The organism is Alteromonas sp. McT4-15, assembly GCF_020515205.1.
In the GTDB taxonomy this organism is placed as follows: domain Bacteria; phylum Pseudomonadota; class Gammaproteobacteria; order Enterobacterales; family Alteromonadaceae; genus Alteromonas.
The window spans coordinates 1-26152 of record NZ_JAJALG010000021.1 but is presented as its reverse complement, the minus strand read 5'-3'; the positions used below and the strand labels follow the sequence as shown (position 1 = coordinate 26152).

Here is a 26152-nt window from a genome sequence, read left to right as displayed (position 1 = left end):
AGGAATAATAAAATGTTAAAAATGCACAACATTAGCAAGGTGTATCAAACGGATAGTGTTCAAACCCATGCATTAAGAGACTTTTCGCTTGAAGTAAACGAAGGTGAATTTATTGCAGTTACTGGCCCGTCCGGTTCAGGAAAAACTACGTTCCTCAACATGGCTGGTTTATTAGAGCCCTTCACCTCAGGGCAATATACCCTTGATGGCATTGATGTGGGAGGATTGTCTGACAATCAACGAGCTGATTTGCGCAATCAAAAAATTGGTTTTATCTTCCAAGGCTTTAACCTAATTCCCGACCTCAATATTTTTGAAAACGTCGAAGTACCTTTACGTTATCGTGGTGTGTCGTCGAAAGAGCGAAAACGCAGAATTGATGAATGCTTAGAGCAAGTTGGACTCGCGAGCCGAGCTAAACACCTTCCACAGCAGCTTTCAGGTGGCCAACAACAGCGCGTTGCCATTGCTAGAGCACTTGCAGGTAATCCTCGCTTTTTGCTTGCCGATGAACCTACCGGAAACCTAGATACCTTGATGGCTCGTCAGGTTATGGAGTTACTCGAAGAGATTAACCGCAATGGCGCAACTATCGTTATGGTGACGCACGACCCAGAACTAGCCCGTAGAGCACCTCGTAACATTCAAGTGGTTGATGGGCAGCTGGCAGATTTTACGCTATATCAAGGCAACCCTGATTCTGAATCGGTTGGTGATATTGAACGCTTGAAAGCGGCTGGGGTGTAATATGCTACTTCACTATATTGATTTAAGCTGGCGGAGCATTAAGAGTACGCCCATTATTAGTTTCTTGATGGTATTTGCAATCGCCATTGGAATTGGCATTACCATGACGAGTCTGTCGGTGTTCCACATGATGTCAATGGATCCAATTCCTCACAAGAGTAGCAAAATTCATTACCCACAATTGCAGTTAATGGATGAGGGTAATGAATGGAATTCTTCTGACAACTTGCCTCGCCAGCTGACTTACCAAGATGCCACAAACCTTTACAACGCGGACATTGATGTACTGAGCAGCCCTAGCTTTCGCAGCGGGTTTTCAGTGCACCTTAATACGCCAGATGTTAAGCCTCGTATGGAACCGGCGCGACTCGTCAATAGAGAGTTTTTTGACATTTTTGATAGGCCTTTCATCTATGGTCAAGCTTGGTCGCGTGACGCGCAAGAGAACAAACCTTATGTTGCCGTTATCACTAAGGAGATTAACGACCGTTTTTTCAATGAAGAGAACTCTGTCGGCAAGGAAATATTCTTAGATAACAAGAGCTATCGGATTGTGGGGGTAACTGAAAATTGGGACCACCATGTAAAGTACTATGATGTAAACAACGGTGCTTTTAACTCATCAGAGTCGATTTACATTCCATTCACCATAGCGCCACTAGAAGAAGTTGGCACGTGGGGCAACATGAACGGCTGGAAACAAGAAGCGATGAGAGGGTATCAAGATTTGCTGGCCTCTGAAAAGCTCTGGACCCAGTTTTGGGTATTGTTGGAGAACGAACAACAAAAAGAGGCTTATGGCCAGTTTTTAATGGCTTACATGGAAGACCAGAAAGCCCGGGGGCGCTTTCAACGTGACAATTTAGAATACAAGCTACGCAACGTTAATGAGTGGATGGAATATACCGAAGTGGTATCTGAAGATAATCGTATTCTCGTCGCACTTAGTTTTATGTTCTTAATGGTTTGTGTAGCAAATATTCTTGGGCTTCTGTTAGCGAAGTTTTTGAAAAGAGCACCTGAAGTGGGGGTAAGGCGTGCACTTGGCGCGAGCAAGCGTCAGATATTTTTGCAGCACATTGTCGAAGTCTCTGTCATTGGTGTTGCAGGTGGCCTACTAGGTATTGCTGTTGCGCAGTTAGGTTTGTGGGGAGTGCGCACGACAAACAACTATTACAATGCCCTTGCGACGATGGATTGGTCGATGCTACTTGCTGCGCCGACCATCTCACTACTCGCGAGTTTTATAGCAGGCTTATACCCTGCGTGGTTGGTGTGTAAGACTCAGCCAGCTATTTACCTTAGGAGCCAATAGGAGGGCGTATCATGCTTGATATAAAACCAATATTTAGCGCACTGCTGCGCTCCAAAGTAGGTGCTGTTTTACTGTTTTTACAAATTGCACTGACAACCGCAATTGTCAGTAATGCGGCCTTTATGATTAACGATAATTTATCTTACTTGCGCGAAGACACTGGCTATCCTCAGCAAGAGATCTTTAGCTTTACTGTAATGACCTTCGGAAAGGACATTGATTTAAGACAGCAGACTGAATTAGACGAGGCCATGTTGCGCCAAATTCCGGGTGTTATTAACGCCACACTTACCCAGGCCGTGCCGCTATCAGGCGGTGGCTCGTCTACCTCAATTAGGTTAAAACCCCTTCCAGAGCAATCGAGAGAAGGTCGCTTGATGTACTTCTACGGCGATGAACATGCACTTGACACCTTTGGTGTAGAACTCATCGAAGGCAGAAATTTCAGGCCTGAGGAAATCATGATTAGTGATAGCTATCACGACAATGGGCCTACTACTATTATCGTTTCGCAGGCACTCGCTAAGAGCATGTTTGATGATGAGTCTGCACTGGGTAAATCGATTTACGTTGATGGAAGAGCCCTTGAAATAATCGGTGTTGTCGCCTTAATGGAAAGTGCATGGCCTCGTGCAGAAGATAGTAATACCACGGGTATTATTCCCTATATTAATGCGCAAAGTTATCAGCATTTTCTTGTAAGAACCGATGCGAATGAGCGTGCTAATGTCATGAAGATCATAGAAGACAAGATGTTATCAGCCTATGACAAGCGCGTTATCATCAATGTGGACGGGCTTGACGAGAGTAAAGAAGCCTATGATGCTACTGACGTACTCATGATGCGTATGTTAATTGTGCTGGTGGTTATACTGGTTTTGGTTACCGCGCTGGGCATTTTTGGGTTGACCCAATTCAATATCAGCAAACGCACTAAACAAATTGGAACGCGTCGAGCTTTAGGTGCACGAAAATCTGCTATTGTGCGTTATTTCTTGGTTGAAAATGCCATGATATGTACAGTAGGCCTAGTGATAGGTAGCATCGCCGCTATTTTCTTAGGTCGAGGACTAATGAAAGCCTACTCCATTGAAGCGCTGGAGTTAGAGTATGTGCTGGTTACTGCTTTATGTATTCTGATAATGAGTTTATTGGCAGTAGTGTTGCCCGCTATGCGTGCCGCAAACATTTCACCTAGCATAGCAACAAGAAGTATTTAATATGCGCTAATATTGCTGCTTACCTATTGTGGGTAAGCAGCGCTTATGACAATAAAAACAAACAGTAGAATGGATACGTATTTCAATGACGAAGATTTTAATAGTAGATGACAACACTGCAGTGCTAGAAGCGTTGTCGCTACTACTAGAGATCCACGGATATCAAATAGTCACTGCCACCTCGCCTAAAGAGGCACTTCAAATAGTTAACTACCAATCTATAGCGTTAGTGATTCAAGATATGAATTTTAGTGCGGATACTACGTCAGGCGAAGAGGGCAGAGTGCTGTTTAGTGACCTACGTAGCTTAAATCCATTGCTTCCGATTATCTTGATAACCGCATGGACTGAGCTTGAGCAGGCTGTCGAACTTGTAAAAGCGGGGGCGGCAGATTACATCCCAAAACCTTGGGACGATACAAAATTAGTGACGACAGTAAACAATCTAATCGCGTTAGGGCAAGCCAATACAAAGAACAAGGCGCTACAACAGCACGCCAACGTATTTGATACCGCCAAGCAAGCGGCCCAAAGTGTCGGGCTGGTTTACGATAGTGCCGCAATGCAGCGCGTTGTTGATATGGCACTTCAAGTGGCAAAGTCTGACGTACCAGTTTTGATCACTGGCCCTAATGGTAGCGGAAAAGAGAAAATTGCAGAGCTCATTCAGCGACAATCACCGTTAAATCAAGCGCCTTTCGTTAAAGTGAACGCAGGTGCACTACCTCAAGAGCTCATAGAAGCAGAATTGTTCGGTGCAGAGGCAGGGGCGTTTACAAGCGCCAATAAAAGCCGAATTGGCAGATTTGAAGCAGCTAATGGTGGAACTTTATTTCTAGATGAAATTGGAAACTTACCACTATCTGGTCAGGTGAAATTACTTCGCGTCTTACAAACCGGTGAATTCGAAAAGTTGGGTTCGGTGAAAACTCAGCGCACTACCGTGAGGATTATCTCCGCAACCAACGCTGATCTTGTGGCAGATATTGCGAAAGGCACATTTCGAGAAGATTTATTTTATCGGCTCAACGTTATCGAGATAAATGTTCCTCCTCTTTGTGAGCGTGGGGATGATGCATTAGCCTTGGTAAAACATTTTCTACCCGGTCGGGAACTGAGTCTTACCGCCCAACAAGCTATCACGCAGCATATGTGGCCAGGCAATGTAAGAGAGTTAGAAAACGCCTGTCGTAGAGTTGACATTCTGTACCCTGAAGGCGTGCTAGGAGCAGACGCATTCGGATTGTCAAGCGAGACAAAAAGCACAGTGCCTAGAGCAAATACAACAGAGCCAACGCAAGTAGAAATAGAGGCAGCTTTGGTGACTTACAATGGCGTAATCGCTAAGGTCGCTAAACATTTTGGTCTGTCTCGTCAGGCACTTTATCGTCGTTTAGACAAGTACGCGATAGATTACAAATCGTGAATACCATTAGAAATAAACTGATTGCTTCAGCAATGGCATCTACCGCCCTTGGTATTGCGCCTTTGCTGTATTTCGTTGCTTTGCCGGTTGAAACCAAAATTTTGATTACAAGTGGTGTACTTGTGTTGAGCGGTTTTTGTTTTTACACACTTACAAAGCCTATTGATAAGAACTTGCAAGCGCTTAATGTAGGGCTACTTAATTTTAAAGACGGTGAGTATTCATCAACATTGGCGCGTACCTCTTCTGATGAGTTTGGCGAGCTTTGCGCCTTATTCAACGCAACTGCAGAAACGCTAAGAAAAGAAAAGCAGTGGCTTCATCAGCGGGAACTTATGTTAGACAAAGTACTACAAACGTCTCCTGATGTGTTGTTACTTGTAAATAGTGATAATCGAATAGTGTTTAGTAATTACCAAGCGAGGCACTTTTTCAACGCGTCCCATCGCTTAGAAGGTGAGTTGATTGACACGCTTTTGATACAAAAGCCAAGCGCACTTGGCGATATGATGAACAACCGTCAGGAAGGGCTATTTACACTACCGCTTGAAGACAAAGGTGTTGAAACGTGGCATATCGCAAAGGGGACATTCTTACTGAATAACCAATCACATAAGCTCTTTATTTTGAAACAAATGACACGGGAGTTGAATCGACAAGAGGTATCGGTTTGGAAGAAGGTTATTCGCGTAATAAGCCATGAGCTCAATAACTCACTCGGTCCAATCTCTAGTCTGCTACACAGTGGGAAGATAGTGAGTAACCAAAATAGTGATCCGCGTTTGGTTCGGGTGTTTGACACTATTGAAGAGCGTATTGCCCACCTAAACCAATTTGTGCAGGGATACGGCAAATTCGCCAAACTTCCGGTACCAGTATTTGACACCATTAGCTGGGATGATGTCTTAGCGCAATTAGCGCAGCAGTATCCATTTAAGTTGTCTATGCCAGAACCCGTTGATTTAAAAGCCGACGCCATCCAATTAGAGCAGTTGCTCATTAACTTGCTAAAAAATGCCCATGAATCGGGGAGTGCACCTGACGATGTGGAATTAGTAATTACACAGAACACATCGCAAGTCGTGATTGAAGTGTTGGATAAAGGCAAAGGTATGTCTGAGAGCGTAATGGCGAATGCCTTAGTGCCATTTTATTCGACTAAAGCGACAGGAAGTGGATTAGGGTTAGCATTATGCCGCGAGATTACTGATGCGCATCGTGGACATTTGGTGATACAAAATAGACAAGATGACGGGTTATGTGTTCGCGTCGTGTTTGAAAAAAATAAGGGATAGACGGGCGTCTATCCCTTAGCGACGCTAAGCCAAGACCGTTTTTTACCCAACGTCGAACAGGCATTTACAAGATAATCTAAATGATAATTATTTGCAATAACTTTTTTTTAAAATTGTTTTCCTGTGGCTAACTTAGTTTTGATTTCAGCAACTCACAATGTAATTAGCACGTCTTTCCCAGCGTTTTGATTTAGATCAAAAATGCTGTGTATGCAGGTTCATTGCTATCTCAGCATTGATCTAGATCAGGTTTAGGCTGCTGTTCTTTCTCTATGATTAATGCAGTTAAAGAGGAGAACGATTATGTTGTGGACAATGATTAAAGACCCAGTAGTGTGGGGTTCACTTTTAGGTATAGGTATTATTGTTGGCATGATGATGTATTACACATACCTGTTTATGCACAATAGTGCTGACGAGGAAAAATAAACGTTTATCACTTGCTACAGTGAATTTTCTAACGTTTATTATTTTGCAACGGAATATCAATTAATACCAACAGTGCCGCTTGTCCGCCGTATTCCAGTGGTGCTTGATGAAATGCTCTTACGTGAGGGTGCTGTACAAGGTAATGTGGCAGGGCGGCTTTAAGAACGCCTTGCCCGAAACCATGCATAATGCTTACACAGTCAATTGACGATTTTCTAGCAGAGTGAATAAGTGCTGCTAGTTCCGCTTTTGCCATTTCTCTTGTTAAACCATGCAAATCTAGCATCATCTCAGGTGAATAATCACCGCGTCTTAGTTGCTTAACAATGTGGGTAGACTCGCCGTCTCTGCAATAACGCATTGGACCTTCTTGCGGCAAAGCAGCCTGATACATGTCTGAAAAACTAAATGAGGCAGCAAGTTGTTTGCTATGAGTGAGGTGTGCTGTTGAAGCCTGTTGGCGTTTGTTAAATAGAGCGACTTGTTTATCAGGTTCAATTTTGTCTTGTTGAAGGGGTTTTACGCCTTGCATTGCATCGGCAAATGAAAAGGTCTCTTCTTCAACACGGTCGATACTACCTGCATTGTTCAGTTTAGAAGCTAAAGTTTGTTTCTTTAAGGCTTTTAGTTCTTTTTTAAACGCTTTCATTATGAATCAATATGCAAATTAACATGGGCGAACACACTAAATGTTAGTATGATACCAGCTTTGTAATTGTTGATGTACCCAAACACCATGACCGATAAGTTTTACCTAGAAGAAGCCATTGAAGATCTGCATACTTTGTTAGATATGACACGATGGGCAACCAGCCGATTTAATGATGCGGCGTTGTATTTTGGTCATGGTACCGACAATGCATGGGACGAAGCGACAAGCTTGGTTATGCAGGCGTTGCATTTGCCACACCCTATTTTAGAGCAAGTCGGTGAAAGTGTACTGACATCTCGGTTAACCAAAAGTGAACGCGAGAAAATTGCAGAGCTTGTACTTAAGCGCGTACAAACCCGTATGCCGCTGCCTTATATCACCAATGAGGCGTGGTTTTGTGGCATGCCATTTTATGTCGATGAGCGTGTACTTATTCCGCGTTCGCCTTTTGCTGAGCTGATTCAAAATGAATTTGCGCCGTTTGTGGAAACCGCACCTTCGAGTATTCTCGATATGTGCACGGGCGGGGGCTGTATCGCCATTGCGTTGGCGCACGCCTATCCTGAAGCGCAAGTTGATGCAGTGGATATCAGCACCGACGCGTTGGAAGTGGCGGATATCAATATTCAGGAGCACGGATTAAGTCACCGTGTTTACCCCATTCAATCAGACTTGTTTTCAAGTTTAGAAGGTCAACGATACGACCTTATTGTGTCTAACCCACCTTATGTCGACGCCGAAGATATGGCGGATTTACCTGAGGAATATCACCATGAGCCTGAGCTTGCGCTTGCGGCAGGTGAAGATGGCCTTGAACTGGTTGACATAATGTTGAAGCAAGCGCCCACGTACCTCAATGATGGTGGGTGGTTATTTGTGGAAGTGGGAAATAGTGAAGTGCACATGAATACGCGTTTTCCTGGCCTAGAAGTTATCTGGCTTGAATTTGAAAACGGCGGCTCTGGCATTTTTGCTGTGCGAAAAGAGACACTGGTAGAACACTTTGGTAGTAAGGATTAATAGTTAATTATGTCAGGTAACAGCTTCGGAAAACTCTTCACTGTAACCACATTTGGCGAAAGCCATGGTATAGCAATTGGCGGCGTAGTAGATGGTTGCCCCCCAGGTTTAAGTATTACTGAAGACGACCTTCAGGTTGACCTTGATAGACGTAAACCAGGCACATCTCGTTACACCACAGCGCGCCGTGAAGATGATGAAGTACAAATTTTATCTGGCGTATTTGAAGGTAAAACCACCGGCACTAGCATTGGCCTTTTAATTAAAAACAAAGACCAGCGCAGCCAAGACTACGGTAATATTAAAGACCGCTTCCGTCCAGGTCATGCAGACTACACTTACGACCAAAAGTATGGAAGTCGCGATTATCGAGGCGGTGGTCGCTCCTCTGCACGTGAGACGGCAATTCGGGTTGCCGCTGGTGGTATTGCTAAGAAATACCTTAAAGAAGTGCATGGTATTGAAGTACTGGGTTATTTATCTCAGCTTGGCCCTATCGGTGTTGAAACGGTTGACCATAACGTCACAAATACAAACCCATTTTTCTGCCCGGATGAATCAAAACTTGAAGCGCTTGATGAATACATGCGCGACCTCAAAAAGTCGGGCGACAGCATTGGTGCTAAAGTGTCAGTCGTAGCTAAAAACGTGCCTGTTGGATTAGGAGAACCGGTTTTTGATCGCTTAGATGCTGAAATTGCCCATGCTATGATGGGAATAAACGCGGTTAAAGGCGTAGAAATTGGTGATGGGTTTGACGTGATTAATCAAAAAGGTAGTGAGCATCGCGACACACTGACGCCTGATGGTTTTACATCAAATCACTCTGGCGGTGTGCTAGGGGGCATTTCTACCGGACAAGACATTGAAGTTCATATGGCGCTTAAGCCAACATCAAGCATTTCAGTACCCGGTAAGACAATCAATAAAGATAACGAAGAAATAGATATTGTGACGAAAGGCCGTCACGACCCGTGCGTGGGCATTCGTGCAGTACCAATTGCAGAGGCGATGTTAGCCCTTGTTTTGATGGATCACTTGCTTCGCCACCGCGCACAGAATCAGGGTATTGCTTCAACCACTGCACCTATCGCAGGTAAAGCGTAGCGACTATTTTTAGCTAGTTAGCTTTGAGTAAACGCGCTCAAAGGTAACCGGCATGTGCTAGGTGCATCGCCATTAACTTTTTAGCTAGTTTTAACGCTTGTCTAAGCGCGATGCTAAAGCGTTGATGGCGTTTTTGTATATGGAGATTTCTATTGGCATTTCGTGCTAATTCATCACTTATTATTTTAGCTATTACATATTGGCTGTACTTTGGCCAGCTAGGCGTTCTTGTTCCGTATTTAGGGATCTTTCTAGATGGGCGCGGTTTTTCTTCGGCTGACATCGGTGAGTTGTTTGCGGTCATTACCCTTGCACGTATTTTGGGCCCTGGTTTATGGGCTGGTGTAGCAGATAAAACTGGCAATGCCATTGGAGTAATGCGGCTGGGTTGCTTGCTAACCGTACTAACCTTCAGTTCAGTGCTGTATTTTGACAGCTTCTGGGGGCTGACCTTGTCATTTGGTTTAATGATGATGTTTTGGACGGCGGTACTTCCCCAACTTGAAGTGATCACCATGAATAGCGTCGCCAATACTAAGGCCACTTACGGTCAGGTAAGACTGTGGGGCAGTGTTGGTTTTATTTGTTTGACGGTAATGGTGGGTAAGGCTTTAGATAGTTTTTCAACAGAAACGCCTGTTCATGTCAGCATTGGGGTACTCGCACTTTTGTTTGTTAGTACGCTGTTTATTCGTGCGCCGGCTCAAACGGTTTCGCATGAGAGCGCCGTTGGTTCTATCTGGGCTTTTGCTAAACAAAAACCGTTTGCTGTCTTTATTTTTGCATCTGCGTGTTTGCAAATAAGCTTTGGCGCCTATTATGGATTTTTTGCCTTGTACATGCGTGACTTAGGCTACAGCGGTCAACAAACGGGCTTTTTTATTGCGCTAGGCGTGCTTGCCGAGGTCGGAATATTTATACTCGCACGGCGACTCATCAGTCACTTTGGTGTATGGAACTTACTGTTTGCCAGCCTCGCACTCACTGCGCTTAGGTGGTATGCCATGGCGGCATTTGCTGAGTATTGGGCAGTGATTATGTTAAGCCAGCTTATCCACGCTTTAAGTTTTGGGCTAACCCACGCGGTGTCGGTTCATTTCATCCACTTATATCTACCAAAGGCGTACCAGAGTCGAGGACAAGCGGTATACATCAGTATTGCATTTGGTCTTGGCGGTGCTTTTGGTAATTACATGGCCGGACAGCAATGGTCACAAGGTACCAATGCCTACGCTACGTTTGTGACGGCAGCGGTATTTGCCGCTTTAGGCGCAATGTCATTATTGCTTTGCGCCAAAAAGCGTTTTGATACTGCGCCAGAACATTAATGTTTGGCGATGTACATGTTTCATCGTTCACCGCGAGGCTTATTCAGCCTGCGGTGTTCGTCTGCATTCTGCTATTAATTCAATACCGTCGTCGCCATTGTCTTGCTCTAATCGGACATCGAACTTCCATAGACGATGGAGATGACGCATTACCTCGTCTTTTGAGTCTCCCAACGGGATTTTTCGCTGAGGAATATAGCGTAACGTAAGCGAGCGATCGCCTCGTACATCCACGTTATGCACCTGGATATTCGGCTCTAGATTACTTAAATTGTATTGTGCCGAAAGTTTTTCTTTTATCGTCTGGTAACCAAGCTCATCGTGAATAGCACTTACGCTTATAAACGGCTTTTCTGTGTCGTCTTCCAATGCAAACAACTTAAAATCGCGAATCACTTTAGGGGATAAAAACTGGCTAATGAAGCTTTCATCTTTAAAATTCTGCATTGCAAAATGTACTGTTTCAAGCCAGTCTTTACCGGCTATGCTAGGTAAGTATTTATAATCTTCTTCGGTGGGCGACTGACACACTCGCTTGATATCCATAAACATGGAAAAGCCCAGTGCGTAGGGGTTAATACCCGAGTAATAGGGGCTGTTGTATTCCGGTTGCATAACCACACTGGAATGACTGTGCAAAAACTCCATCATAAACCTGTCGCTTACTAAACCTTCGTCATACATTTGGTTCAGTATGTGATAATGCCAGAAGCACGCCCAGCCTTCGTTCATCACTTGGGTTTGTTTTTGGGGGTAAAAATATTGAGAAATCTTCCGCACAATGCGCACTATCTCGCGTTGCCACGGCTCAAGCAGAGGGGCATTTTTTTCGATGAAGTAAAGTAAGTTCTCTTGTGGCTCACGAGGGAATCGAATTTGCTCCTTGTTTTTATGAGCACTGCTTTCTGGCAAAGTACGCCAAAGTTCATTAACTTGCGATTGAAGATAGGCTTCTCGTTCTTCTTGACGATTTTTCTCTTCTTGCAATGAGATTTTCTGAGGACGTTTGTATCGGTCGACACCGTAATTCATCAGAGCGTGGCAGGAGTCCAGCATATTCTCAACTTCATCAAAGCCAAACTTTTGTTCGCATTTGGCAATATAATTCTTGGCAAATACTAAGTAATCGATAATCGAACTCGCATCAGTCCAGGTTTTAAATAAATAGTTACCTTTGAAAAATGAATTATGACCATAGCACGCGTGTGCCATTACAAGCGCCTGCATAGTAATGGTGTTCTCTTCCATCAAATAGGCAATGCAGGGGTCCGAATTAATGACTATTTCATAGGCTAATCCCATTTGACCACGGCGGTATTGTTGCTCAGTTTGAATGAATTTTTTACCAAAAGACCAATGGCTATAATTCAGTGGCATGCCAATGCTGGCGTAGGCATCCATCATTTGTTCAGCAGTGATCACTTCTATTTGGTTAGGGTAGGTATCAAGTTTGAATTTTCTCGCAATGCGATCAATATGATGTTCATATTCCTCAATAAGTGGAAAGGTCCAATCGGGACCATCACTCAACAAATGGCGAGTTGTATCTGACGATGTTTTGACTTCACTAGCAGTAGTATCTGTCGTCATAAATAGCCCTTATCCTTGTATTACGCGTTAGCATCTTGCTCTGAACGTTTGAAAAGCTCCCTAAATACGGGATAGATGTCCGCTTGAGACTGAATATGCTTACACACAAAGTTGTCGTGGGTTTCTGCTACCTTCTCGTACTCGCGCCATAAACTCTGATGTTGCCTCTCGGTAATTTCTATGTACGCATAGTAACGGGTAGCAGGTAGTAATTTTTGAACTAAAAGGTCGCGGCATTGCGGTGAATCATCTGCCCAGTTATCGCCATCAGAAGCTTGTGCCGCGTATATATTCCAATTTCCATCGCGGTATCGCTCTGTGACAACTTCGTCCATTAACTTTAAGGCGCTCGACACAATGGTGCCACCGGTCTCTTGGCTATAAAAAAATTCTTGTTCGTCTACTTCTTTAGCCTGAGTGTGATGACGAATATAGACGACTTCAACGTTTTCGTAGGTGCGGGTAAGAAAAAGATACAACAGAATATAGAAGCGTTTTGCCATATCCTTGGTGGCTTGGTCCATAGAGCCTGACACGTCCATTAAGCAGAACATTACCGCTTTGCTCGAGGGAAGCGGACGCTTGTCGTAATTTTTAAAGCGCAGATCGAACGTATCAATAAAAGGTACGCGGGCTATTTTAGCCTTTAGCGCTTCGATTTCCTCTTCAAGCGCGAGCACTTCTAACGTGTTGTCATGTTTATCGTTAAGCAACGCTTCTAGCTTTTCTTCACACTCACGAAGCTTTCGTTTATCAGTTGCGCTCAGTGCAATACGTCTGGCAACTGACCCCTTTAGAGAACGTACAACATCTAAATTACTCGGCACACCGTCAGTTTGATATCCGGCTCGGTATGTTTCGTATTGGGTGACTTTATCAAATTGATTTTTTTTGAGGTTCGGTAAGGCCAGATCATCAAACAATAAGTCTAAGTACTCGTCCTTTGAAATTGAGAAAACAAACTCGTCTTGGCCTTCTCCTTCGTTACTTGCGTCGCCGCTGCCTGCACCGCGGCCGCCGCCTCCAGGAGGCCGCTCAATTTTGTCTCCTGCAGTAAACTGGTCATTGCCAGGGTGAACAATATCTCGACTACCACCACGCCCAGTATGGAAAATGGGTTCAGAAATATCTCTAGTAGGAATACTTATTTGTTCGCCAGAATCCAGATCGGTTACCGAACGTTTTCCCACCGCGTCTGAAACGGCGCGCTTTATTTGTTGTTTATAGCGTTTGATAAAACGCTGTCGGTTAACAGTGCTTTTTCCTTTGCTATTCAGCCTTCGGTCAATAAAATGGGCCATATTCACCTGCTTGTTAGGTTTTACATAACACCTACAAGTGCAAAGAGCGCAGATGCACTCTCTACACTTGTCCCGTTCGCATTTTTAGCAATTGCGCTAAGACGCCTTGCGAACACGCAGATACCACTCGCACAGCAGTCGAACTTGTTTCTGTGTATAGCCTTTCTCTGTCATGCGATTGACAAAGTCATCGTGCTTTTTCTGTTCTTCTGCAGAACCTTTTGTATTAAATGAAATAACAGGTAGCAAATCCTCTGTATTCGAGAACATCTTTTTCTCGATAACAGTGCGTAGCTTCTCATAGCTTGTCCATGCAGGGTTTTTGCCTGCATTGCTGGCGCGTGCTCGAAGTACAAAGTTAACAATTTCATTGCGGAAATCCTTAGGATTACTGATGCCCGCTGGCTTCTCTGTTTTTTCGAGTTCAGCGTTAAGCGAGGCCCGGTCAAATAACTGACCGGTTTCAGGGTCTCGATATTCTTGATCCTGTATCCAGAAGTCAGCATAGGTGACGTAGCGGTCAAACAAATTCTGTCCATACTCAGAGTATGATTCGAGATATGCGGTTTGAATTTCTTTGCCAATAAACTCTACATAACGCGGAATAAGATAGCCTTTCAAAAACTCTAAATATCTGTCTGCGGTGTCTTGTGGAAATTGCTCCCGTTCTATTTGTCTCTCTAACACATAGAACAAATGTACGGGGTTTGCGGCAACCTCTTGATGATCAAAATTAAATACACGAGACAAAATCTTGAAAGCAAAGCGTGTGGATAACCCCTCCATGCCCTCATCAACGCCAGCATAGTCGCGATACTCTTGATACGATTTCGCTTTAGGATCGGTATCCTTTAAGCTCTCGCCGTCATACACTCGCATCTTAGAAAACAGGCTTGAATTTTCAGGCTCTTTAAGTCGAGAAAGTACGCTGAACTGCGCTAAACACTCTAGCGTGTCTGGTGCGCAAGGTGCACCGTTTAACTCACTGCTATCAAGCAGCTTTTTGTAGATGCGAATTTCTTCACTAACCCGCAAACAGTAGGGGACTTTCACAATATAAACGCGGTCAAGAAATGCCTCGTTGTTTTTGTTATTTCTAAACGATTGCCACTCCGACTCATTAGAATGCGCTAAGATAAGGCCATCGAAGGGAAGAGCAGAAAAACCTTCAGTCGGATTGTAATTGCCCTCTTGTGTCGCAGTAAGCAAAGGGTGCAGCACCTTTATTGGCGCTTTAAACATCTCGACAAACTCCATTAACCCTTGATTGGCTTTACAAAGCGAACCTGAATAGCTGTATGCGTCAGGATCGTTTTGTGCAAACTGCTCAAGGCGTCTAATGTCTACTTTACCTACTAACGAAGAAATATCTTGGTTGTTCTCATCGCCCGGTTCGGTTTTAGCAATACCGACCTGATCAAGTACAGAAGGATATACTCTCACTACTTTGAACTGCGTAATATCACCATTGAATTCGTGAAGGCGCTTACGCGCCCAAGGTGACATGATGGTTTTTAGATAGCGCTTTGGAATACCGTATTCTTTTTCTAAAATTTCACCGTCTTCTTTGGCGTCGAACAAACAAAAAGGGTGATCGTTAACAGGTGAGCCCTTTAACATGTAAATTGGCACGTTTTGCATTAACTCTTTGAGCCGCTCTGCCAAGGATGATTTGCCTCCACCGACTGGCCCTAAGAGATAGAGAATCTGTTTCTTCTCCTCCAGACCTTGGGCAGCATGCTTGAGATAAGAAACGATTTGTTCAATAGCTTCTTCCATGCCATAGAATTCTGAGAATGCAGGATAACGAGAAATAACGCGGTTGGAAAAAATACGGCTTAATGCCGGGTCGTTTGCTGTGTCGATAAGTTGTGGTTCACCAATAGCTTTGAGCAAGCGTTCAGCTGCGTTTGCGTAAGCGAGTTGATCCTCTTTACATATATCAAGGAACTCCCCAATGGTGAACTCTTCCTGTTTTCGCTCTTCGTAGCGATTCTGATAGTGTTCAAAAATACCCATGAATACCCCTTAAATACGGAACCCCGTATTTTCAGCTTAGTAGGAATTCACAAAAACGTTAGTAATTATTAGTAGACTTTCGCATAGGCTTATCCGATTTCGTCTAACGAAAAAGGCAACTTTTTGAAGAATTTAATGTCTCAGCTAGGGTGTTTAGTAGGGTGTTTAGTAGGGTGTGCGTGGCTGCATAAATATTGAGCCTTGACATACGAGCGTAAAAAACAAAAAAGCCTCGCAGTTGCGAGGCTTTCAAATCGTTAAGTAACTAACGCGCTAGATTATGCGAAGTTGCTGTTCGCAAATTCCCAGTTTACTAGTGCCCAGAAGTTTTCTAGGTACTTAGGACGCGCATTGCGGTAGTCGATGTAGTAAGCGTGTTCCCAAAGGTCAACCGTTAGGATTGGCGTTAACTCGTCGCCAGAGATTGGCGTTTCCGCGTTGCTAGTGTTTACGATGTCTAAGCTGCCATCAGCAGTCTTAACAAGCCACGTCCAGCTTGAACCAAAGTTGTTCACTGCTTTGTCGTTAAATGCAGCTTGGAAGTCTGCGAAAGAACCCCACTTTGCATTGATTGCATCAGCAAGTGCGCCAGTTGGCTCACCGCCACCATTTGGGCTTAGGCTGTGCCAGTAGAAGGTGTGGTTCCAGATTTGTGCTGCATTGTTGAAAACACCGCCTTCAGAAGATTTGATGATTTCTTCTAGGCTTTTGTTTTCCATGTCAGTACCTTCAACTAGGCCGTTAAGCTTAGTTACATAAGTAGCGTGGTGCTTGCCATAGTGGTACTCAAGCGTTTCAGCAGAAATATGCGGTTCTAGTGCATTTTGTTCGTATGGTAATGCTGGTAATTCAAAAGCCATGACGGTCTCCATGTTGGTTTAGTATTCTTAATTACTCACGCATGTGCGATGCCTGTTCGTCCCATGCGTTTAGGGGATAAGCCCGAATTAATACGTTATTAGCATAACGCAGATGTGGGGATAAAGTCCTATAACTCAATGACAAAAATGTGAATTTTTTCGTTCTTAGATATACATTACTCAAATTCACACAATTAGATCACTTGTACCTTGTGAGCGAATGACTCACCAGTTAACGAAAGTTAAACGTGTGCATAGCAAAATTATGGTATTGTGCACTTGATAAATTGTTTTAGCATTCCCACTTCTAGGGAACACACTTTTTCCGCTGAGAGGATCCGATGGATAATACTGAAAGCCAATCAACGTTAGATAGAATTAAGCAGCAAATTGAAGAAAATCCGATTCTTCTTTATATGAAAGGCTCTCCTAAGCTGCCAAGTTGTGGCTTCTCATCACAAGCGTCACAGGCACTAATGTCATGTGGTGAACCATTCGCCTATGTGGATATTCTGCAGAACCCAGATATCCGCGCTGAACTACCAAAATATGCTAATTGGCCTACTTTTCCACAGTTGTGGGTAGAAGGTGAGCTTGTTGGTGGTTGCGATATTATTATCGAAATGTTCCAGCAAAATGAACTTCAACCTCTTATTAAAGAGACCGCTGCAAAGTACAAAGAAGCAGAATAAGTGAAGTTCTAATTACTTGATTGAAAAGCCGGCTTTTAGTCGGCTTTTTTGGTTAAAACGCCCCGAAAATACCGCACATAAATTCCCGTAAAACTATATAGACAGGTCACAAAAACAAATCCTCTATGTAATGAAAAAATATTTTTATTTTATCAAAAAAGGTTTGTTTTTTAGCATCTTGCGTTCTATAAAAAGTCAACTGACGACGTATCAGTCAGTGTTGAAGGTACAAAATAACAACCACTCTCAACCTATGTTTGGCACACAAAAAAACAAACAAGGTAAAAGAGAAAATTCGGGAAACCACCATGAATACATCCTTGTCTTTATTGACCAAAAACGTGCGCGGCGTACTAGCTGCATCAGCTGCGTTTTCAGTAATGGCTACGGCACCAGTCTACGCGCAAGAAGCAGAAGACAGTGCTAAAGCTGAAGATTATGAGCAAATCGCTGTAGTAGGCTCTCGTGCAGCGCCTCGTTCAGTTGCTGATTCAGCAGTGCCAATTGACATCATTTCAGACGAAGAGTTTAAGCAGCAGGGTGCCACTGATATGGTATCTATGATGCAAACCGTTGTTCCTTCGTTCAACGTTAATGACCAGCCAATCAACGATGCATCAACACTAGTTCGTCCAGCTAACCTTCGCGGTATGGCGTCGGACCACACGTTGGTATTGGTAAATGGTAAACGTCGCCACCGTTCTGCGGTAATTACATTCTTGGGTGGTGGTTTGTCTGATGGTGCTCAAGGCCCTGATATTTCAGTTATTCCAGCAGCAGCATTAAAGCAAGTAGAAGTACTACGTGACGGTGCAGCGGCTCAGTACGGTTCTGATGCTATCGCTGGTGTAATCAACTTCGTGCTAAATGATGCGTCTGAAGGCGGTTCATTTGAAGCTCGCTATGGCTCATATTACGAAGGCGACGGCGACATGATTCAGATGGCGGGTAACATTGGCTTACCACTATCTGACAAAGGTTTTGTTAACTTATCTGCGGAATACCGCACAGCAGACGATACGTCGCGTAGTGTTCAGCGTGCAGATGCTGCTGGTCTGATTGACGCGGGCAACACGTTTGTTGCTGACCCTGCGCAAATCTGGGGTTCTCCTGAAATTAAACACGACATCAAGTTATTCGCTAACCTAGGGTTAGAGCTATCTAACACTGCGGAAGCTTACATGTTTGGTAATTTTGCTGAGCGTGAAGTTGAAGGTGGTTTCTATTTTCGTAACCCTCACAATCGCGGCGGTGTAAACGACGGTGGTACAAACGAAGCAGGCGAACAACTTTTACTTGTTGGCGACTTAACAGGCGATATGTCGGGTAACTGTCCAACAGATATCGTAGTAGGGGACAACGTTTTAGAAAACCCACGTTACATAAACGAAGTTCAGAATAACCCTGACTGTTTCGCGTTTAACGAAATTCTACCTGGCGGTTTCACACCACGTTTTGGTGGGACAGTAACTGACATGTCGTTGGTATTCGGTACACGAGGCGAGTTAGACAACGATATCACCTATGACGTGAGCTTAAACTTAGGCCAAAACGAAGTTGATTTTGCTATTAGCAACACTATCAACCCGTCGTTAGGTCCAGATACACCGTTTGAGTTCAGCCCTGGTCGATACACGCAATCTGAACAAACGCTTGATATTGATTTTACAAAACCGTTCGATATTGGTTTGTACGAACCGCTATTCGTTGCAACTGGTTTCCAGTATAGAAACGAAAGTTACGAAAGCTTTGCGGGCGATACTGCATCTTATGAAATAGGTCCGTTGGCGACACAAGGTTTTGGCATTGGCTCAAATGGTTTCCCTGGCTTAGCGGCCAATAGTCAAGGCCGTGTGTCGCGCAACAACATTGCGCTTTACATCGATGCAGAAGCCTATATCACTGAAAACTTCATGCTTGCTGGTGCATTGCGTTATGAAGATTTCTCTGACTTTGGTGACACCACAAAAGGTAAAATTGCATTCCGCTGGCAGGCCCTTGAAAACATCGCGTTCCGTGGTGCGTTCTCTACAGGCTTCAAAGCGCCAACACTTGGTCAAAGCAACGTACGTAACGTTACTACAGCATTCGGTACTGGCGGCCAGTTGATTGACCGTGCAACGCTTCCTCCAACGGATCCAGTGTCTCAACTTAAAGGTGGTGAGCAGTTAACACCTGAAGAGTCTGAGAGCATCACATTCGGTGTTGTTGCTGACTTCGATAATGGTCTGTTCATTACCGCTGACTACTACAACATTGAGCTAACTGACCGTATTAGTACAGCGTCGGGTATTGCACTGACTGAAGAAGATATTGCAACGCTACTTGCTCAAGGTATCAGCGATGCATCTAGCTTCTCTGAAATCAGCTTCTTCACCAACGATTTTGACACTACAACTGAAGGTGTTGATGTTGTAGCGAATTATTCGATGGATATGATGGGCGGTGAAACCAAGTTCTCACTTGCATATAACTGGACATCGACAGAAGTTGACCGCGCGTCGGACAATATCTCTGACTTCCGTATTCGCATGCTAGAAGACAACCTTCCAGCAGTACGTTACAGTGCAACGGCTAACCACACTAATGGCGACTGGCGTTTCCTTGCGCGGATGAACTACTACGGTAGCATCTTCGAAGATCACCTAGACTCTGCATTGCCAATTGACAAAGTAGGTTCTGAAATCACGTTCGACTTTGAAGTGGCATATAACTTCACTGAAGAGTTCACAGTAACTGTAGGTGCGAAGAACGCGTTTGATGAATACCCTGACGAAAACAATACTGATGCAGGTGGTATCACCTATGCTCAGATTGCCGGCTCAGCGTATCCGACAACATCACCTATCGGTATTAACGGTGGGTTCTATTACCTAAGAGGTGTTTACACTTTCTAAGTAATAGCAAGGGGGCTTAGGCCCCCTTATATATTTTCGGCCTATGTTTGCGTAATAGCCGCCGATAAAAACGTGAAAAAAAACCAAAACATGGCATTATGAATGCCGTTGTAAGCAAATCGAAACACAAAAATTTTAAAATTATGACGAGAAAGTCGACAGTAGCTGAAACCTTTTTAAAATACCGCTCGAAATTAATGCGTGCGGTAGGTTCTATTGTTGGCGCCGACGACATTGAAGATATCGTTCAAGAAGCTTTCATAAAAAGCTACGAGGCCGAATTAAAACAAGAAATACAGTACGAGCGTACTTACATGCTCAAAACAGCGCGCAATTTGGCGCTGAATCATATTGCTAAAGCGGAAAATAAAAATAAGCAACCGTTAGATGATATGGATAATTTGCCATACGAATTAGTAGGGCACAGTTTAGAAAAAAATGTAGAGAGCAAAGAGCGCTTTATTCACTTTTGCCGAGCCACAGATACCTTGTCTGCGGATGTAAAACGCGTCTTTCTTCTTAAAAAAGTGTATGGCATGCGACAGAAAGAGATTGCTGAACTTGTGGGGCTAAGTGAAAGCACAGTCGAAAAGCATGTCGCCAAAGGTTTAATGATGTGCTCAAGGTATCTTGCCGAGCTGTCAAAAGACAGTGAAATTCCCCGTGTCACTGCCAATGCGACTCAGGACATAAGCCGTAGTTAACATGAACAATATTCGCCAGTTTTCCAGCAAAGAAGATATCCAAGAGCAGGCATGCTTGTGGGTGAGTCGTCTCGACCGCGGTTTGCACGACGAAGAGAAAAATCAGTTAGACGAGTGGTTAACCGAGAGCAACTCGCACCGTCAAGCGCTGCTAGATGCCGCAAGCCTGTGGGATGATATGTCGGTATTAAACGAATTGAGTGGTTTGTTCCCACAATCTCATACGCGCGGAGCAAAACAGCACAAAGGTATGGCGAAGCAAATGATGTGGGGAATGGCTGCCACATTCTTTGTTATGGCTGTGGCGCTAAGTGTTATTGTTCAGCGCACTTGGTTTGAATCTGCGCCACAGTTTGCCAATATCAGTGAGAAAGTACAGACCGGAGTAGGGGAGCAGAAAAATGTTGTTTTGGCTGATGGGTCCAAACTTCATTTAAACACCAATTCTATTGTCACCGTCGATTTTAGCTCAAATGCACGTAACATCGTGTTGTTGCGGGGTGAGGCGCATTTTGAGGTTGCCCATGATAAGCAGCGCCCCTTCTCTGTAACGGCTGGTAGCAATACGGTGACTGCGGTAGGCACAGCGTTCAACATGCAATATGTAGATGATAATGCATTCGAACTTGTTGTGACTGAGGGTAAAGTATTAGTGAAAGATCGCTTCAGTACCTCCTCCAATGACCTGCTTTTTGGCAAGAAGTCGATTACTGAAGAAGGCCTCTTAATGTTCGCCGGAGAGAAAGCGACGGTTCAAGGCAAAGTCGAGGCTCGTGAGAATCTGTCTCAAAACGATATTGATGATGATTTGGCATGGCAGCAGGGCATGATCGTATTCAAAGGCGAGCCTCTAGAAGCTGTTCTAGCCGAAATAGGTCGTTATACGCCAATGAGGTTTAGTATTTCAGATGAAAGCTTACGCAAGCGCCGTGTTGCAGGTTACTTCAAAGTGGGTGACATTGACGGTCTATTGTCTGCACTTAAAAGCAGTTTTAGTATTGAGCATGAGAGAATCACTGAAAATAGTATCCAGCTTACAGCAGTAAAAGGTTAAAGGCGCCTGAAAACAAGGCGTTTTTTGGCCATTCTTGGTTGGCATTCTTAGTTGGCATAGTGTCGACTAATGTGACAATATAATTAAAATAATAAGCACACCGATTTTACTCTTGCGACATAGCAATATTGCAAAATACAAGCAATTAATAGCGCATACTGTCAGCCCGATTTCAGAAAGAAATGGGGCTAGCGTGTGCTCGTCGCGTAATATTCCGCTCACCACCGCAAAATACAGTCAAAAGCAGAGTAGGAAAACAAATCGCATTTTGCCTTTGTTGGCTTCTCTTGTTTGTCTAAGCTCGGCTCATAGTGCGTTTTCACAGCAAATACAGGGCACAGATTCACCTTCGACTCAGAGCAATGCTTTTTCTTTCTCTATACCCGCGCAAGATGCTAATGAAGCGCTCACAGAATTGGCGAAACAAGCGAATACCACGTTGTTGTTCCCGTTTGATTTGGCTAAGCGTGTAAAAACTAATGCACTTGAGGGCACTTTTACACTTAATGAAGCACTCGTTCAGCTTTTAGAAGGTACTGAACTTGCTGTTGTAACTGATGAGTCTGGGGCACTTAGTATACGATCTCGCGCGTCATTGGTTGCAAAGGCTCCCCAAAAAAAGGAAGAAGAGTCAGCACCTGAAGACACGGGTAACGCACTAGAGAAAATTGCCGTGGTAGGAACAAGAAGTTCTCCTAGAAGTGTCGTCGACTCACCTGTCCCACTCGATATTATCGGATCGCAAGCGCTGAGTTCTCAGGGCAATGCGGATGTGCTTGCGATGTTAAGTGTTATGGTGCCATCGCTCAACGTTAACGACCAGCCTATCAACGATGCAAGTAGTTTGGTTAGACCGGCTAATTTAAGAGGCATGTCGTCTGATCACACCTTATTGTTGCTAAACGGAAAGCGGCGTCATCGCTCTGCGGTTATCACGTTTCTTGGCGGTGGCCTATCAGATGGTGCACAGGGACCAGACATATCGGTCATTCCAGCTTATGCGTTACAGCAAGTGGAAGTATTAAGAGATGGCGCGTCAGCACAATACGGTTCTGATGCCATCGCTGGTGTAATCAACTTTGTATTAAAAGATGATAATCACGGCGGCAGCATTGCACTTCGTAGCGGACTTTATAGCGAAGGCGACGGTGAACTGGTTCAATTCCAAGGCAACAAAGGTTTTGCTCTAGGTGATAATGGCTTTATTAACGCTACTGTTGAATACCGTCAACAAAAAGGTACATCTCGCTCCGTTCAACGGGGTGATGCTGCTGAACTCATTGCTCAGGGCAACAATTTTATCTCAAGTCCTTCCCAAATATGGGGGGCGCTTGATGTTAATGAAGATATTAAGTTTGCCGTCAACTCAGGTGTAACACTTGCGTCTGGAAGCGAACTGTACAGTTTTGCCACAGGGGCTCAGCGCGATATTGAGGGAGGCTTTTACTTTAGAAACCCACAAACGCGAGAAGGGGTATTTAGCCGTACCGATAGCACCACAGGCGAAAGACGACTCATTGTGGCTGATTTAGATGGGCTTGATAATGGTATTACCTGCCCATCAATTACGTTAGGCAATGCCAATGTGTTGAGCGACCCTAACTATTTACTCATTGCCGACAATTCAACAGCACTTGGCGCCAATTGTTTCGCCTTTAACGAATGGTTTCCAGGTGGGTTTACCCCGCGCTTTGGCGGAACGATAACTGACGGCGCACTTGTGTTTGGTGTGCGTAAAGAACTGTCCCAAGGCTGGGCAATGGACGCAAGTGCGACACTGGGTTACAGCGATATAGAATATACAATTGCAAATACCGTAAATCCGTCACTGGGTCCTCAGTCTCCTACTGAGTTTTCTCCTGGCAGTGTGTCGCAAGTGGAGCGAACGGTAAACCTAGATTTTGCCAAGCTTATTCAAACTATTTTTGAAGATCCTGTCAGTATCGCGGTGGGCTTAGAGTGGCGCAAAGAAACGTATTTTCAAAAAGCAGGTGATGAGGCTAGTTATATTGCTGGGCCCTTCGCGCTAGAGCCACCACTTGGTCTTGTTCAAGGATTTTCTATTGGCTCCAATGGCTTCCCAGGATACCAACCACAATCGGCAGGGCATTGGAGTCGAAATAATTGGGCCCTATATGCGGATCTGGAGTTCTATTTAACAGAAGCATGGCAGTTCGCTGTGGCAACCCGTGTCGAGCACTTTAGTGATTTTGGGTCAACGTTTGATGGCAAGTTTAGTACGCGCTACAAAATCGACGATAGGTTTGCACTACGTGGGTCAATAAACACTGGTTTCAAAGCACCTACTGTGGGGCAAAGTAATGTAATTAATGTGACCACCGCTTATGGATTAAATGGCTTAGAGGACCAAGCTACTCTTCCACCAACCGATCTGATATCTATTCAGCTTGGTGCGACACCTCTAACGCCTGAGGAGTCAGTTAATTTTAGTTTAGGTGGTGTAATGCAATTTAATGAGCAATTCTTTGCCACTATCGACTACTTCAATATTCGCTTGACCGATCGCATCAGTACAACATCTGCTATTCCTCTGACAGAGCAGGACATCAACGCCTTGATTGCGCAAGGTCGTCCTGATGCTGTGAAATACAACGCCGCAAAGTATTTCACTAACGATTTTGACACGCGCACCCAAGGTATTGACGTTGTAGTGAACTACGGATTTGCGCTAAATGATTGGCAAAATACACTACTTTTAGCCTACAACTGGACTGACACTCAGGTAGAGCGCGTTACACTGTACCCTGCGCTAATCGACGGGGTTATTTCAATGCAACCCAACCTTACCGGCGCGCGCATTCGCATGTTAGAAGATAACTTACCCGCGCATCGAGGTAACATTACGCTTGAACAGATTAGAGGCAAATGGGCCTTTACGTGGCGTTTCAATTATTATGGCGAGTTTTACGAAGACCACCTAGATGCATCGGCGGGTATGGATATTATAGGTGGCGCACTTACTACGTTCGATGCTCAAGTCGCTTGGCAGCTCAGTGAAAGCGTACGTGCAACATTGGGGGCACAGAATTTATTTGATTCGCTTCCAGATGTAAATCCGTTTAGCGGTGAAGTTGGTGCTTTGTATCCACCTACGTCGCCAAGTGGCATCAATGGTGCGTTTTACTATTTAGGGTTGGAATATAACTTTAAGTAGTTACAAATAGTCGCAAGCGCTAGCAGCGCCATTAGAATTTTGGCTTTTGATAGAAATGAAACCGTTTGAAAAAGTAGCGCGGAATAAGGTGGTAATTAACCCACATCTTTGAAAAGAGATTCATCGATGATTGTCTGGTCGATAATCTGTTGTGCCATTTGAATACACTTTCCACATTGTGAACCAAGCTCTAAGTGCTGACGTAACTCACGCATATTTCCCACGCCATTCTCTTCAACAGCTGCGCGAATGCTTTTATCAGTTACCCCATAACACATACAAACAAACATTAAAACGTACTCCAAATGAATCTGTAAATGATAATAATTGTTATTCATCTGTTTGGCAAGTAAAGTTTGTGGGCCGAGATAAATTTAATTTTTGAGTGAGAAGTGTACAGTCATTCTGGTACATAACGCTTATTTGATTGAAATTGGTACGATCAGTAAAAAAAGATACGTTTTCATGTTGTTATTTTAGGTTTCGGACCTATAACCCAATCATCAAAATTTTATTTCAAAAAGTGGCCACGCTATTTGGCCGCTTCTTATTATTACAATCCAATTTAAATGGAGAGACTCATGAGTGTACTAGTAGGCCGTCAAGCGCCAGATTTTACTGCTGCAGCAGTGTTGGGAAGTGGTGAAATCGTTGACTCATTCACGCTAAGTGAAGCTATCAAAGGTAAAAAAGCGGTTGTTTTCTTTTACCCACTAGATTTTACGTTTGTATGCCCATCTGAACTTATTGCTTTCGATAAGCGTTTTGACGAATTCAAAAAGCGCGGTGTTGAAGTGATTGGTGTATCAATCGATTCTCAGTTCTCTCACAATGCGTGGAGAAATACACCAGTAAATCAAGGTGGTATTGGTCCAGTTAAATACACATTGGTTGCTGATGTTAAGCACGAAATCTGTCAAGCATATGACGTAGAGCACCCAGAAGATGGCGTAGCATTCCGCGGCTCTTTCCTAATTGACGAAGATGGTCTTGTACGTCATCAAGTTGTGAACGATCTTCCACTTGGTCGTAACGTTGACGAAATGCTACGCATGGTTGATGCATTAGCGTTCCACCAAGAGCACGGTGAAGTATGTCCAGCGGGTTGGACTGAAGGTAAAGCGGGTATGGATGCATCACCTGAAGGTGTAGCTAAGTACTTGTCTGAAGAAGCTGATAAACTATAAGACAGCTTTTGCAAAGATAAAAAAACAGCGCCTACGGGCTAATGCCGATCAGTTAAGAATTTAATGATCGGTTGACCGATCTTTTCAAGGCTTCAAAATCCGGTATCAGGTAACTGATATCGGATTTTTTTATG

At 44.1% G+C, this 26152-nt stretch carries 21 protein-coding genes; 15 read left to right on the top strand and 6 right to left on the bottom strand.

What is annotated here, in order from left to right; all coding sequences use genetic code 11:
* Positions 1-12 precede the first annotated feature (12 nt).
* The 6 genes from LHL20_RS14265 to LHL20_RS14240 all read left to right on the top strand — a co-directional run bounded on the left by LHL20_RS14265 (position 13) and on the right by LHL20_RS14240 (position 6432).
* Positions 13-747, top strand: a complete 735-nt coding sequence (locus tag LHL20_RS14265; RefSeq protein ID WP_159623284.1) for an ABC transporter ATP-binding protein — start codon at positions 13-15, stop codon at positions 745-747.
* 1 nt (position 748) lies between these two features.
* A complete protein-coding gene (locus tag LHL20_RS14260; RefSeq protein ID WP_226433770.1) occupies positions 749-2062 on the top strand; it encodes an ABC transporter permease in 1314 nt (437 codons plus the stop codon).
* 11 nt (positions 2063-2073) lie between these two features.
* Positions 2074-3282, top strand: coding sequence for an ABC transporter permease (locus LHL20_RS14255; RefSeq protein ID WP_226433769.1), 1209 nt, complete (start codon positions 2074-2076; stop codon positions 3280-3282).
* 85 nt (positions 3283-3367) lie between these two features.
* The gene (locus LHL20_RS14250) at positions 3368-4708 is read left to right on the top strand and encodes a sigma-54-dependent transcriptional regulator (protein WP_226433768.1); all 1341 of its coding nucleotides are present in this window, start codon (positions 3368-3370) and stop codon (positions 4706-4708) included.
* Between the two features lie 32 nt (positions 4709-4740).
* Positions 4741-6003, top strand: coding sequence for a sensor histidine kinase (locus LHL20_RS14245; protein WP_264180946.1), 1263 nt, complete (start codon positions 4741-4743; stop codon positions 6001-6003).
* A gap of 303 nt (positions 6004-6306) precedes the next feature.
* Positions 6307-6432, top strand: coding sequence for a DUF3149 domain-containing protein (locus tag LHL20_RS14240; protein ID WP_159623272.1), 126 nt, complete (start codon positions 6307-6309; stop codon positions 6430-6432).
* A 28-nt stretch (positions 6433-6460) separates the two neighbouring features.
* On the opposite strand, the gene smrB is transcribed toward LHL20_RS14240, so the two are convergent.
* Complete coding sequence (gene smrB / locus LHL20_RS14235; RefSeq protein ID WP_226433766.1) at positions 6461-7081, bottom strand: endonuclease SmrB; 621 nt, start codon at positions 7079-7081, stop codon at positions 6461-6463.
* 87 nt (positions 7082-7168) lie between these two features.
* Between smrB and prmB the strand changes: the two genes are divergently transcribed.
* The 3 genes from prmB to LHL20_RS14220 all read left to right on the top strand — a co-directional run bounded on the left by prmB (position 7169) and on the right by LHL20_RS14220 (position 10539).
* Complete coding sequence (gene prmB, locus LHL20_RS14230) at positions 7169-8104, top strand: 50S ribosomal protein L3 N(5)-glutamine methyltransferase (RefSeq protein ID WP_159623268.1); 936 nt, start codon at positions 7169-7171, stop codon at positions 8102-8104.
* Positions 8105-8113: 9 nt separating this feature from the next.
* Entirely contained in the window at positions 8114-9211 is a 1098-nt protein-coding gene (aroC, locus tag LHL20_RS14225; protein WP_226433765.1) for a chorismate synthase, read from the top strand.
* A gap of 152 nt (positions 9212-9363) precedes the next feature.
* Positions 9364-10539, top strand: a complete 1176-nt coding sequence (locus LHL20_RS14220) for an MFS transporter (RefSeq protein ID WP_226433764.1) — start codon at positions 9364-9366, stop codon at positions 10537-10539.
* Between the two features lie 39 nt (positions 10540-10578).
* Here LHL20_RS14220 and LHL20_RS14215 read toward each other — a convergent pair whose 3' ends face one another.
* The 4 genes from LHL20_RS14215 to sodB form a co-directional block, all read right to left on the bottom strand.
* Complete coding sequence (locus tag LHL20_RS14215; protein WP_226433763.1) at positions 10579-12129, bottom strand: SpoVR family protein; 1551 nt, start codon at positions 12127-12129, stop codon at positions 10579-10581.
* 20 nt (positions 12130-12149) lie between these two features.
* A complete protein-coding gene (locus LHL20_RS14210; RefSeq protein WP_226433762.1) occupies positions 12150-13430 on the bottom strand; it encodes a YeaH/YhbH family protein in 1281 nt (426 codons plus the stop codon).
* Between the two features lie 96 nt (positions 13431-13526).
* Positions 13527-15449 (bottom strand): PrkA family serine protein kinase, encoded by a 1923-nt coding sequence (locus LHL20_RS14205; protein ID WP_226433761.1) that lies wholly within the window; start codon positions 15447-15449, stop codon positions 13527-13529.
* Positions 15450-15727: 278 nt separating this feature from the next.
* Positions 15728-16309 (bottom strand): superoxide dismutase [Fe], encoded by a 582-nt coding sequence (gene sodB, locus LHL20_RS14200; RefSeq protein ID WP_159623258.1) that lies wholly within the window; start codon positions 16307-16309, stop codon positions 15728-15730.
* Positions 16310-16650: 341 nt separating this feature from the next.
* On the opposite strand from sodB, the gene LHL20_RS14195 reads away from it, so the two are divergent.
* The 5 genes from LHL20_RS14195 (at position 16651) to LHL20_RS14175 (ending at position 24831) form a co-directional block, all read left to right on the top strand.
* Positions 16651-17001, top strand: coding sequence for a Grx4 family monothiol glutaredoxin (locus tag LHL20_RS14195; RefSeq protein WP_202264405.1), 351 nt, complete (start codon positions 16651-16653; stop codon positions 16999-17001).
* A gap of 308 nt (positions 17002-17309) precedes the next feature.
* Positions 17310-19898, top strand: a complete 2589-nt coding sequence (locus LHL20_RS14190; protein ID WP_202264406.1) for a TonB-dependent receptor plug domain-containing protein — start codon at positions 17310-17312, stop codon at positions 19896-19898.
* Positions 19899-19996: 98 nt separating this feature from the next.
* Positions 19997-20602 carry an RNA polymerase sigma factor gene (locus LHL20_RS14185; protein WP_159623252.1) on the top strand — a complete coding sequence of 202 codons (606 nt, stop codon included), beginning with the start codon at positions 19997-19999 and terminating at the stop codon, positions 20600-20602.
* Between the two features lies 1 nt (position 20603).
* Complete coding sequence (locus LHL20_RS14180) at positions 20604-21656, top strand: FecR family protein (protein WP_202264409.1); 1053 nt, start codon at positions 20604-20606, stop codon at positions 21654-21656.
* A 328-nt stretch (positions 21657-21984) separates the two neighbouring features.
* On the top strand, positions 21985-24831 hold the full coding sequence (locus LHL20_RS14175; protein WP_226433798.1) for a TonB-dependent receptor domain-containing protein: 2847 nt from the start codon (positions 21985-21987) through the stop codon (positions 24829-24831).
* A gap of 95 nt (positions 24832-24926) precedes the next feature.
* Here the strand turns inward: LHL20_RS14175 and LHL20_RS14170 are convergent, their stop codons facing one another.
* Positions 24927-25121, bottom strand: a complete 195-nt coding sequence (locus tag LHL20_RS14170; protein WP_159623248.1) for a bacterioferritin-associated ferredoxin — start codon at positions 25119-25121, stop codon at positions 24927-24929.
* A gap of 291 nt (positions 25122-25412) precedes the next feature.
* On the opposite strand from LHL20_RS14170, the gene LHL20_RS14165 reads away from it, so the two are divergent.
* Entirely contained in the window at positions 25413-26018 is a 606-nt protein-coding gene (locus LHL20_RS14165) for a peroxiredoxin (protein WP_159623246.1), read from the top strand.
* The last annotated feature ends 134 nt before the right edge of the window (positions 26019-26152 follow it).